Origin of the sequence: Mesotoga prima MesG1.Ag.4.2 (genome assembly GCF_000147715.2) — a bacterium.
In the GTDB taxonomy this organism is placed as follows: domain Bacteria; phylum Thermotogota; class Thermotogae; order Petrotogales; family Kosmotogaceae; genus Mesotoga; species Mesotoga prima.
In genome coordinates this window covers 1423475-1441395 of record NC_017934.1, presented here as the reverse complement: position 1 = coordinate 1441395, position 17921 = coordinate 1423475, and the positions used below count along the sequence as shown (strand labels likewise).

At 45.7% G+C, this 17921-nt stretch carries 13 protein-coding genes; 1 reads left to right on the top strand and 12 read right to left on the bottom strand.

From position 1 onward, the window contains the following. Positions 1–14: 14 nt before the first annotated feature. Positions 15–1808: a S9 family peptidase gene (locus tag THEBA_RS06880; RefSeq protein WP_014730994.1), complete on the bottom strand. Its 1794-nt coding sequence runs from the start codon at positions 1806–1808 to the stop codon at positions 15–17. Between the two features lie 499 nt (positions 1809–2307). Between THEBA_RS06880 and THEBA_RS06870 the strand changes: the two genes are divergently transcribed. After that, a complete protein-coding gene (locus tag THEBA_RS06870) occupies positions 2308–3387 on the top strand; it encodes a DUF4097 family beta strand repeat-containing protein (protein WP_014730993.1) in 1080 nt (359 codons plus the stop codon). 392 nt (positions 3388–3779) lie between these two features. On the opposite strand, the gene THEBA_RS06865 is transcribed toward THEBA_RS06870, so the two are convergent. From THEBA_RS06865 to THEBA_RS14385, 11 genes are all read right to left on the bottom strand, one after another. Further along, on the bottom strand, positions 3780–5579 hold the full coding sequence (locus tag THEBA_RS06865) for a bifunctional 2',3'-cyclic-nucleotide 2'-phosphodiesterase/3'-nucleotidase (protein ID WP_236609247.1): 1800 nt from the start codon (positions 5577–5579) through the stop codon (positions 3780–3782). A 1610-nt stretch (positions 5580–7189) separates the two neighbouring features. Next, positions 7190–8704, bottom strand: coding sequence for a 1-acyl-sn-glycerol-3-phosphate acyltransferase (locus tag THEBA_RS06860; RefSeq protein ID WP_014730991.1), 1515 nt, complete (start codon positions 8702–8704; stop codon positions 7190–7192). Beyond that, positions 8701–9978 carry a HAMP domain-containing sensor histidine kinase gene (locus THEBA_RS06855; protein ID WP_014730990.1) on the bottom strand — a complete coding sequence of 426 codons (1278 nt, stop codon included), beginning with the start codon at positions 9976–9978 and terminating at the stop codon, positions 8701–8703. The genes THEBA_RS06860 and THEBA_RS06855 overlap by 4 nt, the downstream gene beginning before the upstream one ends. Next, the gene (locus tag THEBA_RS06850) at positions 9968–10630 is read right to left on the bottom strand and encodes a response regulator transcription factor (RefSeq protein ID WP_006486775.1); all 663 of its coding nucleotides are present in this window, start codon (positions 10628–10630) and stop codon (positions 9968–9970) included. The genes THEBA_RS06855 and THEBA_RS06850 overlap by 11 nt, the downstream gene beginning before the upstream one ends. Next, positions 10627–11508 carry a DMT family transporter gene (locus THEBA_RS06845; RefSeq protein WP_014730989.1) on the bottom strand — a complete coding sequence of 294 codons (882 nt, stop codon included), beginning with the start codon at positions 11506–11508 and terminating at the stop codon, positions 10627–10629. Before THEBA_RS06845 ends, THEBA_RS06850 begins: the two co-directional genes overlap by 4 nt. Positions 11509–11539: 31 nt before the next feature. Further along, positions 11540–12613, bottom strand: coding sequence for a DUF4384 domain-containing protein (locus THEBA_RS06840; RefSeq protein ID WP_006486773.1), 1074 nt, complete (start codon positions 12611–12613; stop codon positions 11540–11542). Beyond that, positions 12610–13557 carry an L-lactate dehydrogenase gene (locus tag THEBA_RS06835; RefSeq protein ID WP_014730988.1) on the bottom strand — a complete coding sequence of 316 codons (948 nt, stop codon included), beginning with the start codon at positions 13555–13557 and terminating at the stop codon, positions 12610–12612. The genes THEBA_RS06840 and THEBA_RS06835 overlap by 4 nt, the downstream gene beginning before the upstream one ends. Next, entirely contained in the window at positions 13557–14597 is a 1041-nt protein-coding gene (gene ispG / locus THEBA_RS06830) for a flavodoxin-dependent (E)-4-hydroxy-3-methylbut-2-enyl-diphosphate synthase (protein WP_014730987.1), read from the bottom strand. Before ispG ends, THEBA_RS06835 begins: the two co-directional genes overlap by 1 nt. Beyond that, positions 14594–16105, bottom strand: a complete 1512-nt coding sequence (locus tag THEBA_RS06825; protein ID WP_006486769.1) for a site-2 protease family protein — start codon at positions 16103–16105, stop codon at positions 14594–14596. The genes ispG and THEBA_RS06825 overlap by 4 nt, the downstream gene beginning before the upstream one ends. Beyond that, positions 16096–17226, bottom strand: coding sequence for a 1-deoxy-D-xylulose-5-phosphate reductoisomerase (gene dxr, locus THEBA_RS06820; protein WP_006486768.1), 1131 nt, complete (start codon positions 17224–17226; stop codon positions 16096–16098). The genes THEBA_RS06825 and dxr overlap by 10 nt, the downstream gene beginning before the upstream one ends. After that, complete coding sequence (locus tag THEBA_RS14385) at positions 17223–17915, bottom strand: RnfABCDGE type electron transport complex subunit B (RefSeq protein ID WP_014730986.1); 693 nt, start codon at positions 17913–17915, stop codon at positions 17223–17225. Before THEBA_RS14385 ends, dxr begins: the two co-directional genes overlap by 4 nt. Between the last annotated feature and the right edge of the window lie 6 nt (positions 17916–17921).

Below are 17921 nucleotides of genomic sequence, written 5' to 3'. Positions count from 1 at the left end.
AATGTTCATCTTCTTTAGCGCAGGTATTTATCTAGAAACGCAAGCATTGCTTTAGCCCCTTTGATTCTATTAACCTTCTTCTTGAAGCCATGTCCCTCATCCTCAAATACAACATATTCAACTGGAACACCGTTTTTCTTAAGGCTCTCAACGATTTCGTCCGACTCCACTTTCAATACTCTTGGATCATTTACACCCTGAAGAACAAGGAGTGGCCTTTCAATTCTCTCGGCGTGGAAGAGAGGGGAGATGCTCTTGAGGTATTCCTCTTCTTCAAAGGGGTTTCCAATCTTCGTGTATAGTAGATCTTTAATGGCCTTCCACCAGGCAGGCACCTCTTTGAGTGTTCTCACCCAGTTTGAGACACCGAAAAGATCTATACCTGCCTTGAACTCCTTCGGCCTAAAAGCCAGTGCTGCGAGCACCATAAAACCTCCGTAGCTCCCTCCATTTATGGCGATTCTTTCTTCATCGATAAAATCAAGTGTGGCTAGAAACCTGGCGGCTTCCACGCAGTCATCCAGATCAGCTTCTCCGTGCTTGTGATCTGCCGCTCTGAAGAAGCTCTTTCCATAACCGGAGCTTCCTCTGTTATTCACCGCGTAGATTGCATAGCCATGATTCGCGATGAATTGGATTTCCGGGCTGTATTTCGGTAGAGACTGGCCGCCAGGTCCTCCATGGACCCACACAACGGCGGGGGCTTTCTCGCCGGCAGGTACGTTCTTGGGCGGATAGAAAATACCTGGTACTTCGAGACCGTCATATGAAACAAAGCGGAGAACCGATGCTTCGGAAAGATCATTGCTGTTCACGTTTCGACTCATTGAATCAGTGAGCTTCTTTGTCTTCTTTGTCTCGAGGTTTATCGAAAAGATGTTGGGAGATGATGTCGCCGAATCGCAAAGATAATACAGAAGCTGACCATCTTTACTGAAGCACTGATCATAGACAACACCACTGGTTTTTATAGGTGGCATCTTGAGAGAATTGCTTTTCGTTTCGATCACATGGAGTTCGGAAAAACCATCTCTATTCAGTACAAGCACAGCGTTTTCTCCGTCTTCCGACATCCTTCCTGCAATTATGTCCCATTCTAAGTCAAGGATCTCTTCACTGACTCTGCTTTCAATGTTCATTTCCCAGAGCGTCATGAACTCTCCGGCCGAATCCGATACATAGTACAGCTTCAGTGAATCTATTGAGAAGAAGAGAGGTTTAAAATTTGCTTCACTTTGATGGGGGGAGAGAAGTTTTATATCCCCGTTTACAAAGTTATAAAGATAAATATCCGAATCGTTTGCAGTCCGGAGCTTACGAAGAGCAATAAACCTCTCATCACTGGAAATCGGACCCAGCTCGAACAGGTCCTTGTTTTCGAAGACCAGCTCGCTTGTTAAATCACCTTCATTGAATCGGTAAAGATCGAATCTACTTTTGTCAATCCTGTTCGAATAGTAGTAAACCTTGTCACCCACACTCATGTGAAATCCTGACTTAGTTTTTTCGAAAGGGGTGAGATCTCTGATCTCTTCATCAGAAAATAGATAGAGATGGTGCAGCTCATCTCCACCCTTATCCATCGCGAAAATGAAGCTTCCGTCCTCGAAAATGAAAGAAACTAATGCGTTCTCATCGAGGGACGTAGTCTGTCTGTGCCTTCCCTTCTCTTGATCTAGTTCAAATACGTTGTAGTTGCCAGTCTTGTCGGAAGAATAGAGAATTTTCCTTGAATCTGCGGAAACCGCGAAAGATGCAATCGTCTCATTTTGCATCAGTTCCTCGATTGTGTACTTCTTTTCGGCCATTATTGATCCTCCTAATCCTTATTGATCAAGAAAGCGCTGATTTTGGTTTTTAAATGAATAGTCGCCTGAAGGTGCGTGATTACCAAAAATCCTTATAGTGCAATCATATAACATATACAATATAAATAGGTTTGGATCGATAACTAATCGGATCTCCTGTAAGAAAAGCCACTCCGGGAAGTCTCGATCGTTTTCCTTGTCGCTTTTTTCGATCACATTCAACGATTCATAATTTTCTCCGCGCTTACGAATCATCTTGCAGGTTCATTCACTGGTAGTTGGATCGCTCAAATGGAAATGATAAGTTTCTACCGATAAACCTTGACAGAAAAACCCTTGTAGGATTTTCGAAGAGCGACTATGCGATTTGGAGTTGCTCTTGGATGAATGAAAAGTTGGGAACTTAGATTGAGAAATTATGTGATAAGTTGAAATCTGCGTTGATGGATGATATATTCTGCAGAGTAGTTTCGAGTGAACATTGGCTAGGAGTGGTTCTATGATGAGAACTTGTGGAAGCAAGGGTTTGGCAGTCGCAGGTTTACTGCTTGGAATAGGGCTTCTGCTTATTGGTATAGCTGTAATCCTTCGTCCCGAAATAGCGAGATTCGGTATGTCTTCCGACTGGTCGATCACCGGAATAAAATTCACCAGAAGTTTCACGGAGACAATTACCGAGAACACTAAGTTTATCGAAGTTGAAACGATAAACGGCAAGGTCGCGGTGACAGGTTGGGACAAAGACTACATAGAGATACTTGTCGAGCAATCGATTTGGGTTTCGAATGAAGACCTTGAAGATAAGTACCTTAAGAAAACGACTCCAGTTATTAGTATTGAAGAAGGGAAACTGATGATAGTTACTCCCGTACTTCAGAAAACAAATGAACTGAGAGGTCAGGGAGCCTCGATATATTTGAGTGTCCCGAAAAAGCATCTCGAAGACATAAAAGTAAGAACCAGTAACGGTGCAATGACTTTCAAGTCGATCGCAGCTTCTATAAGTGGCAGAAGCAGCAACGGAGGTCTGGAATTGATCTCCGCCTCGGGAGCTGTCACGCTTGAGACATCCAATGCGCCCATTTTTGTTGAAGATTCAGCTGGGACAATGGAACTTAGATCTACTAACGGATCGTTCAACGGAAGAAGAATTAGCGGAAGTTTTGTGATCGAAACAAGCAATGCGCCAGTTACAATCGAAGATGGAGATCTGAACCTTTCGGTAAGTACTACAAATGGCGCCATCACAATCACCGAGAGCACTCTCTTTGGCAGCGAAAATTACTTGAAAACTTCCAACGCAAGAATACTATGCGACGCCCTTCTGCCCGAAACAGGTGTTTTCGAAATAATGACCACTAACGGACAAGTGAACCTCTTAGTAGATGACTCTCTGAAGGCTGAGTTTGACGCATCGACAACAAATGGCAGTGTGAACTTGAAGGATCTTATGGTAGCCGTAACCAGCTCAACTTCTACAAGTATGAAGGGTAATCTCAATGGCGGCAACGGCCTCCTCATCACTCTGAAGACAAGTAATTCCAACATCATGATAGAAAACAGACGGTCCGACGACTAGATCTTGAGTTAGATCATTTGATTAATGGTTTGCATTTGATTCCGAAATACTCCTCTATGTAGATGATGACAGCGGGAAGTTCTGACCATATGAACCTTCAAACTGCTTTGCTCATTCACTTCTTCTGATCTTTTCACAAGCCTGACGAAAAGTGAAGGCTGCAATTTGTGCGTTTCATTTTGAGGTATTGGAGCAGAGAAAACGTGTAAAAATCTCTATATTCCACTTAAGCGATGGTTTTGTTTGTTCAGTTAAGTAGTTTCAGGAAAACCAACAGAATTACTGGCTTGATGGAACGTGATTCGAAATCTCCACCGCAAGAAGGCAAAGATTGTAGTTGAAGAACAAAAAAACCGGAGGTCTGGGACCTCCGGTTTAAAGTAATTCAGGGCCTAATTGGCAACCGCCTGAGGGACGTTCTCTGCAAGCTCTATGAGGTCTACTTCAAAGAGTCGGTCTCCGATGTACTTTATACCCTTTATTCCAAGTTCTTCCGGTAGAGTTGCCGCTTCATCACTTGAGGAGAAAGTGATCTTTCCGGCAGACTCGAATGGAACTATTGACCAGTTGAAGGATGGTGTTGGATTGATAGTGCCCTTCTCGATAATATAGTCGATGATTACGCTTCGATTCTCGACTGTTGAGGAGAGGACGATGTCGGCATCGACCAGATGATAGCCGCCGCCACCTGCGCGGTAGTTGTTTGTCACGACGAGAAACTCCATGTCGTCTTCGACTTCTTCACCCTCATAAGTGAGATTTACAATTCTCTGACCTACGGGGTTTCGAACATCTATCTGATAGTCTATTCCTTCGATTACGTCGAAGTTGTATGAAGAGAACCTTGCGAGCAAATTCTGTTCTTCCGTGCTGTTAGGATCGATCTGATTGAAATTCTCCGCGCTCTTTTCAAGCCAGCCTTTCAATTCGAGACCATTCACCTTCACAACATGGAGTGTGTTCGAGTATATATAGATATCTGCAGCGTTCATAATTCTTACGTCCCCTGCGTCTACACTGGTATTTGTTCTAAACGGAGCTGCAGCTGAAAGGAGAGGCATAGACTCATATTCAGTGCCCTTGAAATACTCTTTAACGTACCAAAGCTGGGCTTCGTTGACGAGCTGAGTGACTTCATTATCAATTACCCTGCTGAAATAGCCCTTGATCGGTACAGCTGTCGTTCCCACGGGAGCCATTACGTAATCAATAGTGGCTTCGTGCTGTTCTTTAACTGCTTCAACTATCTCCGGAGCAGCCTCGACTTTTTCGTCGACGTGCCACAACTGCGGGCATGAAGAAAATACCTCCCACTCTCCATCAATGTTCAGAAGATGGAAATGTATCAAACCTAAGGAGTTTCCCCAGCTTCCTGCCATTGTCACCGGGACTCCATCTATTTTGTCGGCAATTTTCCCGTGGCTGTGACCCATGATGATGGCGTCTATTCCTTCAACGTTTTCGAGTATTGCTTCAGCGTCTGAGCTTCCCTGGTGAAGGGAGACTATCACCAGATCGACGCCCTCTTCGCGTAGTTTGGGCACATACTTGGCAGCCGCGTCTACTATAGGTTCAGCATAGACTTTTCCTTCGAGGAGGACTCTGTCCCACATCATTATTTCCGGAGGTAAAAAGGCTATAACGCCAATCTTGATTGGAATTCCGTCGACTTCTCTTTCCAATATCACATAGGGGTCATATCTGAGCTCTTTCGTGTCTTCGTTGTAAAGATTTGCCGAGATCATCGGGAAGTCAGCGGAAGCAATGGCCAGGTCCAGATATTCGAGACCGAAATTGAATTCGTGATTTCCAATTCCAACTACGTCATAATCCATGATATTCATGGCTTTGATTATCGAGGGAGTATCTCCCATCTTGATTGGATCTATTCTCGCTTCACGCTCTGCGAGAACGCTACCCTGAATGGCATCTCCCGTGTCGATCAAGATGGTGTTGTTGTACATTTCCCTTGCCCACTTTATCAGTGTGAAGGTCTTTGCAGCCCCGTAATCACTGACTTCTTTGACAGTAAGATAATCATAGGGCATTACATAGCCGTGAAGATCAGTCGTGCCCAGAACGACTAGTTCGTGAACGGTTACCGTTCCGAATGCCACTACAGGGACTAACGCAGCAACAAATAGAACGATAACAACTGCAGGAATTCCTTTCTTCCAGTTCAAAAGCTCCACCTCCATTTGAGTTGACCAGCCCAATTTTCGCCGGATAGAATTATTGACCCATGACCGTAAGAATCCAATGCTGAAGATAATTGAGGATTCCAAAGAATGTTTCGAAACAGTACTATCTTACTACAATCATGTGGACTCATTAAGAAAGAAAAAGCACATCTAAGTAAATGAAAGTAGGCAGTCTAATTAACGAAGGGAGAAGGGAGAACCGGGACCAGGGTTGTGGAGTCTAGGGTCTGGCAAGAGCAGAAGTGATGCCCTTTTAGAACATTTGACGCAATGCCGGCGAAGATCGGGCCGGGACGCAATGCACTGAGGAGCATCAGTGGACTCAAGGCTGCCTTCGGCAGGAGGCCTTATCAGGTCCACCGTCAACGGTTCTCCGTCCTCCGAGACAAAGAACAGAAGTGATTCTACTATAAAACATAAGACGAAATGCGCCATGAAACGTCGGCGGTCTTAGGGCTGCAAAAAAACATGCCAGTCTGCTGCGCAGGCCAGTCAGGCTCCGCCTGGCCAGTCTCTGCCTCCGGCAGAGGCCAGTCACCTTCGGTGGCCAGTTCCGCTTCGCGGGCTAGGAGCCGCTGAACGCTTAAGAACGAAACCCCGCTGGTCGCTGTAAAAACCGAGAAAGAGCACGTCGGAGACGTTCGCTTCGCTCACGAGAAGATGAGAGCGAAAATAGGGACTGACAATTCTCCTCATGTCCCATTTTTCGCGTAAAAGGCAGAAATTCCAACCAGGACCTTTTTCGGGCGAACGGCCGTTCGCCCCTACAAGAGAACTGCACAGTCATCTTAAATTGTCATCACGTAGCGCCTGCCCTGAAAAGATTCTGTTCAGGGAAACTGCACGGGATCTCGCTCTTTAAGAACCCGGTTCTGACAACCCGCTTTTATAAACCCGATCTTTCTAACCCGCACTTCGTAACCCGCTTCTAAACAAGGCTCTTCTGCCCGACTAAGTCGGAACTGGCCGCACGAAGTGCGACTGGCGTGCGTTAGCAGACTGGCTCCCAAACGCTCCTATTGTCTGTCCCGTTTTCCGCGAAAGACAGGGATCCTGAACAGGAGCATTGTCAGGATGACAAGAAGGGAGAGTCTCCTGCCCTTAAATCATGTTGTATCATCCGGTTATTTCCAAGCACTCTTATCCCGTAGAGTCTGCGCCAATATGGATTATGTTCGTTATCCACTTCCGTCATCCCGTGATGCTTTTGCACGCGATCTCGCATCTAAGAACCGCTGAACGACAGAAAGCAAGGATCCGCTGATCGGTGTTAAGCAGAGACATCATCTCTATTCTCCTCTTTGGTCATCCCGATATGAAACTGATCGGGATCTCGTATCTAGAAGCTGCTTTAAGCTGTGGAGATCAGTTGCAAGCTAGAGAACCAGAAGAGAGTTTCCGGTGAGTGCTGTTTTTTCATGACTGGTTGGAGTCCAAACGCTCTTGAATCATCACCTTGCCCAAGAACGAAGAACCTGGACGCGGAGCGTCGGAACGAAGAACGGGTTTTCTTCGGAGAACGGAGAACCGCTCAACGGTCAACCAGTTCCTTTTGCTCTTACGAACCCGCATCCCCGGCATTCAGCGTTACATCCCGGGAGCTATCCCCAGAGATCGGTGTGATAGTTTTCTTTCTTAAGTCTGAATTTGATCTGGAAGTCTACCAGTTCCTGCCACATTAGTGCGCTGGTCGTAGAGACGAAACTAACCATTTCATTTGCAATCCCAAAGACCGGTTCTATACTTTTTTCTATACTGGAGTTATTTATGACGCTATAATCCAGCTTGTAGTCTCCGATCATCGCGTGGTCCTCGTATATGTTTGCCGTTACCCTCTCTCCATTGAATATTACCTCATCCTTTATGGGGAAGGAAAGGCCCATGCTTCCAGGCATTATCCTGTCGTGGATTTGAATTACTTCGTTTACAGTTGGCTTGGTCCAGCTTTTTCCGCACGAAGAACATGAGAAGCCAGTTTTGAAGCCTTTGATAGAGGCAACGGCGCCACAGCTTGGACAGCGCCAGATCAGCTTTTCTATACGTTTGTAGTTTCGGTAAGGAAGCTTGAAGGTTGGATCCTCCTTGGCGAGGAAGCCCATCACTTTTTCTTCTAGCTGGGGATCATCTGCTTCGACCGGATCACCGAATTCTACGGTCGAAGTCCCCAATGCAAAAATCTTTGCCCATCTAGGCCAAAGTCTCTGTACTCCATAAAACTTCACTGGGATTACAGGGATTTTCAACATCCTGAAAAGCTTCCATATCTCTCTTTTTGTATGTAGTGGTCTTCCGTCCCATGATCTCGCTGCTTCAGGTGCAATTCCCAGTGGAACTCCCTGTTTTATTGTCGAAAGCATCTGTCTTATGGCGGATGTATCGACAGCATATCTTCTGACAGGAATTACGGCGAGCCAGTTAAGCAACCCGAGTCTATCAACGTAGATTGCGGTGCCTACGAACCTCAGGTAACGCGACGTCGAGTAAAAGATAAGAGGACCGTCGAAATGAGTTTGGTGAGCAAGAGCGAGAACGAAGGGCCTCTTTTCTCTGAGCACTCTTGCATTCTTTACCTTAGAGGGTAGAACAATCAGAATTACCAGCTTCACAACGAATGATGCCACGATGAATTGCCAGGGAATGGATGTCGATTTATCAAAGGGTATCTTTCTTCCGGGATTTGGGATCATGAAAGGTATCTTCTCTTTATAGTCCTCGTAGCCTTCAATTCTTTTCAGAGCGAGTTTTTCTTGGAGCAAAGAATACACAACTATCACTGCGCCTATGACTGCAACGTAAAGAAGCGTCCAATAGTTTCCACTCAACAATCCAAGACCGAAAAGGAAAAGTATGTAACCCAGGTTGAATGGATGGCGAACAAATCTGTATGGGCCGCTTTGAACGGTTTTTTCGGGCCCATATATAACGGTCGGCAGTCTTCCGGACCAGTAATATACCACAAGAGCAGAATAGATCGCTAGAAGAAGAGACAAAATGATGATAATCGAAGCGACTATCGTCACTCCTAATCCCGCTGAAAACGGTGCTCCGGAAAAGAGGAGAAAGGGAATGATTATCCAGGTTACTGCCAGCTCCGCAACCGATATCGCAATTCTCATCTTAATCCCTCCACTTTGAATACTGCTCCTCCATCCTCACAATTATCTGCATCGATTGAGAGTTTCAACACCTTACAGATCTTGCTGGCAATGGAAAGACCCAATCCATGACCTTCACCACCTCTTGAAGAGTCGCCCCTGTAGAATCTGTTGAATATTCGTTCTTTTTCATCCTCGTTGATTCCCATGCCATGATCCCTAACACTTAATGTACCATCTGACCAATTGATCTCTATCGGGCCATTCTTTCCAAACTTCAAGGCATTTTCAACAAGAATTTTTACAATTATCTTAAGCAGAACTCTATCGGTTCGGACTTCGATATCTGGAATCTCGATCTTCATCTCTGCCGACTGATCGGCTGGAACGCTATTGGTGATCTCGAGTACCAGTTCTCTGAGGTTGAAACTTGTTTCGTTTAGTTCGATCTCGGGTCTCGAGAGAAAAAGCAGAGATTCAGTAATTGTCATCATCTTGGTGGCTGTGTCGGAGATACTTTCAGCGGCTTCCTTGACAACCTCTGGGTCGTCAGAACCCCAGCGAAGAATCAGTCTCGAGAAGCCAAGGATTGAAGTCAGTGGAGAGCGAATCTCATGCGCAATGTCTGATGAAAACTGTTCCTGCCTGGTGTATCCATCTTGAATTCTGTCTAGAGCTCTATTCAGTGCTTTTTTGAGTTCGGCAAGTTCGGAAGTCTTCGGATCGCTTTCCAGTCTTCTTGAAAGATCATTCAGCGTTATCTCCTTTAACAGACGTGAAGTTTCTTTGATAGGTTTAGAGACCCTGCTTCCAAGGAAGAGGCCACCGATGATTGAAAGGACAACACCAACCAAGACTGAAAGAAGGAGAGTGGTGGCGAGACTCTCTAGGAAGAAATCGAGATCGTCCATTCTTGCACCGAGAATCACTTTTTCCTCTCCATTCAAGAATCCGTAGAGAAGATAGGAGCTGCCATCTATCCTCGTCTTTACATATCCCTCAACATCCGGAACGCTGCTCAGTCCTGTTGGATTCTGAACCACGTTTCCATCAACGCTCACGTAAAACTCTGTAGTTCCTCTGCCTATGGCCATTCTTCCCACGCCATACCTAAACCCTTTGCCCATGGGAGAATCCATGAAGATCTTTCTCATCTCTGCGGAGTAATTGCGAATGAAGACACTTTCGGAGACTCCATAAACGAATATGGCCGAGGCAAAGAGAATGGATACGATCAGAACCACCGAGTAGATGGCTACCTGAGTCGCTGTAGAGAGCTTCCTCCTATCTGACAACGTAGCCAGAGCCCCTCACCGTTTTTATTCTTTCGCCCGTCTTTCCCAGTTTCTTACGCAAGTAGTTAATATATACTTCCACAACATTGGGGTTGCCCCAGTCCTCGCTTCCCCAAACCTTTTCGAGTAATCTTTCCTTTGACATCACAATTCCAGCGTTCGATAGCAGAACTGCCAGCAGATCAAACTCGGTCTTGCTCAATTGCAGAGGTTCTCCATTGAGAAAGGCTTCACGAGATTGCATATCGAGGGTGATTTCGAAGTAGCTGATCCTTTCCACTTTCCCTTTGCGTCTAAGTACTGCTTCGATTCTGGCCAGAAGTTCCTCAATTACAAATGGTTTCGGCAAGTAATCATCTGCACCGCTCTTCAAACCTCGTATTCTGTCCTTAACTTCACCTTTAGCGGTAAGCATTATAACGGGAAGATCGGTGGAAATATACTCTCTGATTTCTTCCAGCACCGAGAAACCATCCAAACCGGGAAGCATCACGTCAAGGATAAGAAGATCTGGAAGCTCTTTTTCTAGATGCTTTAGCGCTTCCTTTCCATCGGTCAAAACTTCTACTTCGTATCCTTCATGGCCTAGCTCCAAGCGAAGCAATTTTCCAATATGCATATCGTCTTCTACGACCATTATCCTTCCTTTCAACCCTTCTTCACACTCCTATCTCGCATTACGAAGGACGAGATCCCTCCAAGTACCATTCCAGCAGTCATGAGAAGCAAACCCACCACTTCCATTTTACCCGGAATCTCTCTGAGTATGATCATTGCAAAGAACAGTGCGAAGGCCGGTTCACCTACGTAGATCAGAGAGGCTCCTACGGAACCGAGAAACCTCTGATATTTCAACTGCACTGCAACCGCGAAGATAGTTGCGAAAACTGCAGAAAACAGCGCAACAAAGAGTATTGAACCGTTTATAAACACACTTCCTTTGACGAAAGGAATCAGCGCCATATTGACAAGAAGCACTACGACAAATTGAGGAACGAGAAGCTCCATTTCGTCGACATCTTCCTTCTGGGTGAAATAAGAGATCAAAACGACATGCAGGGCGAAAGAAACTGCGCAAAGAGCGGTTAGCAGGTCACCAAAGTTGAATCCTGTCTCGGGTGTTGTAAGAAAATACAAGCCGATTAATGATACCCCCAGAGCAAGAATCTGATAGCGGCTGGGGATTCGCCTGTCTACAACGGGACCAATGATTGCGACCAAACCAACGTAAAGAGACGTAATAAAAGCGCTCTTGGATGCAGTTGTATAGACAAGTCCCCACGTCTGAAAAACATATCCTCCCGAAAGGAAAAGTCCTAAAATCAAACCTTGAGTAAGGCTCTTATTTGTGATCTTGAGGCCGAGCTTCTTTCTCAGGGGAATCAGAATCAAGAGAGCGATCGAAAAACGAAGCGCATTATAGAATACCGGGGATAGACCCTCCAGTATGTTCTTCTGCACCGGAAAGGTCAATCCCCAGAATATTACTACGAGTAATAGGTTTACATATGCCTTCGACTTTAGCTTCATCTAACCTGGAAGTGTCTTCTTCGGGGGGCTCTTAATCAGATGCGCCGAGTATCACTGCAATGACAACTCCCGCTATCAGCACTCCAATTATGGAGAAGAGAATAATGTTGTCGGTTTTCTTCTCTTCTTCGGTTTTCTCGGTTAGAGTGAAACTGACTGAGGTCACCATATCTTTGTTTATGTACACGTTCTGCTTCGAGTCATGATAACCCCATTTGGAAACGGTTACTGTATGACTCCCAACTTTCTCGAAGTCCTTGTATGGAGTGTCGCCGGCGTATTGTCCATCTACGTAAACCTGTCCGTCGGGAATCGATGTGACTTCCAGATAACCGTAAACGTAATTTGGCAGTAGTGAGAAATAAAAATCGCTTGACCCGGGCTGGACATTTATCGTCGCAGGACCATAAACAAGGTTCCTCTCCGTGTACACATACACAGTATGAGGACCGGCTTCAAGTGTTGTCGTAACCGGGGATTTTCCCATGAATATTCCATCGACGTAGACGTTGGCATCCTTTCTGTCTGCGTTTATCGTTGTTCTTACTGTGAAAGGAACATAGCTGTTGTAGAAGTAGGTGTAGCCCAATCCCCAGCTTGTGTTGAAAACCGGATCGATAACTACCGAAAGGTTGTTGATGCTCTGACTCAAGTAGGGAAACGGATATCTGTCGAAGAGAGAGAAGACGTTGCCCAGGAAGTTCAACGGAGATGTGGAAGCAACGACTACGATAGTCTCTCTTCCTCTCTGTGACTGGACCTGTAGATTGTACCTCGTTGTAGCTTTGTCGGTCGGCAAGGTGTAGGTTCTTCCACCCTGCAGATAGTTGTCTTGGTCATATACGTTTGGGAAGAGAACCTGAATCTGACCAGACGGATCGATGTCAAGAACTGCCACGTAAGCACTTCTATCTACTGAAAAAGATAGTCCGAGCGATTCACCGCCATAATAAGTTGATCCCATACCTTTGTTCAGACTTACGTTAACATTGATACTCGCCCCCGGTCTGCTCAAGAACATCAGCCCCTGTGGATCGTACGAAACCGAGGTTGCAAAAAGAGAAACACTTAAGAATACAATTGCTAAGAGCAAAGCCTTTTTCACGCTAATCCCTCCTCATCCCTTAGGTTTTTTATGGCATTGGCGATAATTCCTGCTGAGTTTGATAGTCCCTTTAATTCCGCTGACGACAGGCCTACCTTCAGAATCCTTTCAACTCCCTCTCTGCCAAGTATTGTGGGAACGCTGAAAGGAACATCCTTCAGACCTTCAAACTCCGGGTGAACGCTGGAAACAGTTAGAACTGAATGCTGGTTGTTGAAAATTGTTGAAAGCACTTTTGATACAGCCAGGCCTATTCCGTAAAATGTTGAACCCTTCTTTTCTATAATTTTGTAAGCAGCATTTTTAGTTTCTTCGAAAAGCTTCTGGAAGAGGTCAGCCTCGCAGTCTCTCCTGCAATTTCTGCAGAAGTCGGTTAGAGGAATTCCCGCAATGTCTGCGTGAGACCAGTTGACGATCTCGCTGTCACCATGTTCACCAAGAACATAAGCATGTACGTTTCTTGGGTCAAGCTGGCAGTGGTCTGCAATGCTCTGTCTGAGCCTTGCCGTATCTAGAGTCGTTCCAGAGCCTACTATCCTGTTTCTTGGTAAACCGGACGCTTTCCATGCCACCCATGTAAGAACGTCGACGGGATTCGTCACGATTATGAAAACTGGCTCTTTGCTGTAGGAAAGAGATTTAGCCACCGCTTCCTTCACTATCCTTGCGTTGTCCTTTAGAAGCTGTAGGCGACTCTCTCCTCCTTTTTGAGGTCTACCGGCCGTTATTACGACTACATCCGAGTCTGAAGAGACATCGTAATCTCCGCCATGAATTCTCATTGGTCTAACATAGGCATTGCCATGACTCAAGTCCATTGCCTGACCTTTGGCGAGTTCCCTGTTTATGTCAACAAGAGCTATCTCTCTTGCAACACCTTTTATCATCGATGCATAAGCTATTGACGAGCCCACCATACCGGCTCCGACTATCGTTACTTTCATCATACTCCTCCTGACAAGACCGTCTTGAACCAGTGACGGAATCTTGCTTCAAGGTCTGCCCTTTCTACTTTTTCAACGATTTCGCCTTTCACGAAAATCACTCCGCCTGAAGCCGTTCCAGCGATCCCAATGTCTGCTTCAGTGCCCTCTCCGATTCCATTGACCACACAGCCCATCACTGCAACCGAGAGGTCTGCATCTGTGTTGCCGACCCAGCTATTGACTTTTCTGGCGAGAGCTTCGACATCTATTTCCGTTCTCGCGCAGGTTGGGCAGGAAATCACATCGACCCCCCTTCTCAGTTTCAGCGACCTGAGAATGCTCAACCCGACCTCGATTTCCTGAACAGGGTCGCCCGACATTGAAACCCTAATTGTATCTCCAATTTTGTTGAGCAAAAGCGTGCCAATACCGATTGACGACTTGACCGTCGAGTCCAAACCAAAGCCCGCTTCGGTAACACCTAGATGAAGTGGGTGGTCAGTCTTGTTGTAGAGGTATTTGTTTGCTTCAACCGTCTCAATAACTGAAGAGGATTTCAGCGATATCACAATGTCTTCGAACCCCGCGCTCTCAAGTATTTTAACTTGAGCCAGGGCGCTTTCTGCAAGGGCTATAGGTTTTTCGTACGAGCTGAATCTCTTGTCAAGAGAACCGGAGTTAGCTCCGACTCGTATTGGAACGCCATATTCCTTTGCGATTTTCACAGTTTCTTTGACTTTCCAATCTTGACCGATGTTTCCTGGGTTAATTCTCACCTTTGCAGCGCCGTTTTTGATCGATTCTACGGCAAGTTTATAGTCGAAGTGAATATCTGCTATGACAGGTATCCTGCTTAAAGAAGTGATCTCCTTCAGTACGGAAGCCGACTCAAAGTCTGGAACTGATACCCTTACCAGATCACAACCTGCATCTTCGAGCCTTTTGATCTGCTCAACAGTTTTGTTTACGTCAGAAGTCTTGGTGTTTGTCATTGATTGGACCGTGATTGGATTTCCTCCACCTATCAGAACATCTCCAACGCGAACGACCCCGCTCATAGCCACCTACCTATATCAATGAAAGTAATGTAAATCATGAACCCCATCAAGACCATGAATCCGATCACATTGATCAGACCCTCTATCTTTGGATCGAGCCTTCTTCTTGTAATCATTTCAATGAGGGCAAGCAACATTCTTCCACCGTCTAGTGCCGGAAAGGGAATTAGATTTATTACTCCCAGGTTGAGAGATATAAACCCAGCTAGGTAAAGGACTATTCTTAATCCAAGACTGACCGCCTGATCAACTATGGTTACCAGTCCAATGGGGCCGGTGAATTCGTTGATGTTGGCTCCCCCGGTGAAGAGGCTCCCTACTACCTTAACCAGAGCTATCAATAGATTGTTTGCCCACTGAACGCCGAGACCTACCGCCTCCAATGCAGTATCGGGGTACCAATAACTGCTTCCTTGAGCAAAGGCTCCCGCCTCTTCGACCAGGGCTATCATCTCGTTTTTACTCACTGTCAAATTTATTAATTGACCTTCCCGTTCAACAGAAACAACGAATTCGTCGGGAAAGCCGAATTCGGCAAAGGAGATTTCTTTCCCGGTGAACTGAATCAAGAGCTCATCGGGCTTCAGAGCCAACAACTGACTCATCGTGGTTAGATCATAACTTGTTTCAGTCTTCATACCGTTGACTGAAAGCAGGATGTCTCCTTCTCTAAACTGTCCGTGGTCAATGGCAAGTTGAGGTTTGAAGTTTGCATAATAGATGCCCATTGCGTAGCGTTCCTCGGCAGGTGAATAAGTCAGGAGCGTTCCCGATAATGTAGAGCCATCTTCGAAGCCGAGTTTTATAGAACTTTCAGGCGAAAGAACACTTCCATATCCAACATAATCGCCGTTGAAGGTTCCGCCGTTTATTGAAGAGAGAATATCGCCTGGTTCTCCTGAAACACCTCCGATAACAAAGAAGGCTTCCTGGGGAAGAAGTTCAGGTATTATAGCGATCTCGATTTCCTTACCTTCCCTGTTCACAACAAGATCTATTCTCTCTCCTTTTGCTACTGCTTCACTCAAACGTGTATTGTCGATGAGAGTCTTTCCATTAACTGAAACGATTCGGTCTCCCGGCATCATTCCGGAAACTGCGGCAGGAGAACCAGGTTCGACTTTATCGATCTTGACCTCTTGAAAGCCCCATATTACTGCGACAAGAGAGAGAATTAAAAAGCCCAGAAGTAAAGAGAAAGCTGGACCGGCGAAGTAAATAATGAATCTCTGCCAGGCGGGTTTGTTCTGAATCTGCTCACTTTCCGGAATCGAGGAGTCGATAGTATCCAAGTCTTCACCTGCAGGTCTTACGTAACCGCCGATTGGAAATGCATTGATCCTGAAGGTCGTATTCTTTCCTTTTTTCGACCAGAGCTTAGGGCCCATTCCTATTGCGAATTCAAGAACTCTTACACCAAAAAGCCTCGAGAAAATGTAGTGACCAAGCTCATGGACAACTACTATTCCCGTCAGAATTAGAAGAAAGTATATTATTGCTAATAACATCTATCCACCTCTTCCTGAGCTAACTTTCTTGCAACGCTGTCAGTCTCGATTATTTGACTGTAGTCGACCGGATTTTGATCAGCGGTTCTTTCTACTGTCTTTTCAATTATATTGTAAATACCTCCAAAAGGCATCCGGCCATTCATAAAAGCTTCGACGGCAACTTCGTCTGCAGCATTATAGGCAATCTGTTTACTTACTACTCCACAGATCTCTCTCGCAAGCGTTAGAGCAGGGAACCTCTCTTTTGGTAACTCTTCAAGAATCATGGGGACATCGACAATACTTTGCTCGGGAATGGTTTGAATTCTTTCAGGATATGTAAGCGAGTAGGCGATCGGGATCCTCATGTCTGGTATGCCAGTGTGTAACTTCAAGACACCATCGCTATAAAGGATACCAGCATGAATAAAACTGTTTCTGCATATGTATGTGTCAATTTCATTAGTTTCAAATTCAAAGAGGTATTTGGCTTCAATCACTTCAAGTCCCTTGTTGACCATGGAGGCACTGTCGATCGTTATCCTGTTTCCCATTGACCAGACGGGATGCCTCAAAACATCTCTTATCGTTGCATCTTGTATCCTTTCTAAGGGCCAATCTCTTAATGCCCCGCCAGAAGCAGTTATTATAATTCTTTTCGGTCGGCGTGAACCATCGAGGAGCTGAAAAAGGCCGCTGTGCTCCGAGTCGACAGGAATCAGTTCGACGCCCTTTCTGGCACACTCTTTCAGGAGAAGATCTCCTCCACAAACAATAGATTCTTTATTGGCGAGGCAAAGCCTGTGACAGACTTCGATGGCCTTTAGGCTGAATCTTAGACCTGCGGCGCCGCTCACAGCCAGCAAAACATAATCGGGTTTCGATTCCTCAAGCATTCTTTCGATTCCCTCTTCCCCGTGGAAGAATAATGTTGCGGGAAAGGAATCTGTAAGGCTATCGCTTTTCTTTAGTGAGGCGGCAAAGGGCGGATGAAATTCAGAAAGCTGCTTCGAAAAAAGAGAAAGATTGTGGCCACAAGAAATGGCCACAATCTCAATATTCTCAATCCGATTTGCTATCTGGAGTGTTTGTGATCCTATCGATCCGGTTGAGCCAAGAATGGCCAGCCTTTTTTTCATGATGCAAACTTCTTCTTTATCTCGGCCGGTTCACCTGATGTCTCTTCGATGATCTTCTGAAGTTCGGCTTCAGATAAAGCCATGATCTTGGCAACCTTTTGCGAGACATTCTGTGGCTTTCCAGGAACACATTTCGCTATGTCTTCGTCTTTATTGGCAACCTTAATGGCAAAGGCAGCACATCCTGGCGAGCCGCACAAGGCGCAGTTGATGTTGGGAAGGACTGCGAAGATAACAGCTGCCCTTGGATTTTCTTTGAGTTTTTCCTTGTAACTATCGATTTCTTCTTGCGTTGGCCTTTGTATCTTTGGTGGAGCGGCTTTGACGGCTTTTCCTGAAGAAGCTAGTAGCTTCTCGAGAGTTTTTTCTGCATCCTCTTCATTTTCGTCGAACAAGGCGATGAGTTTGTCGATATCTGTGTCCAGAATGAGTTTTAACTTCTCAGGGACACCGGAGCGTTTACCTGGAATGCATCCTTCGATGGGGGCTTTACCTTCAGCAACAGCTTTGGCAAAGGCTGCGCATCCCGGGAAGCCGCAGGCACCGCAATTAGCACCAGGCAATGAAGCTTCGATAAGCGCTATTCGTGGATCTTTCTTGACGGCGAATTTTGCCGAAGCGAACGCTAGAAAAATACCTGCACCTACCCCTAGTACTGACATAAAGAGAACTGAATAGACTATTGTCACAGTAAA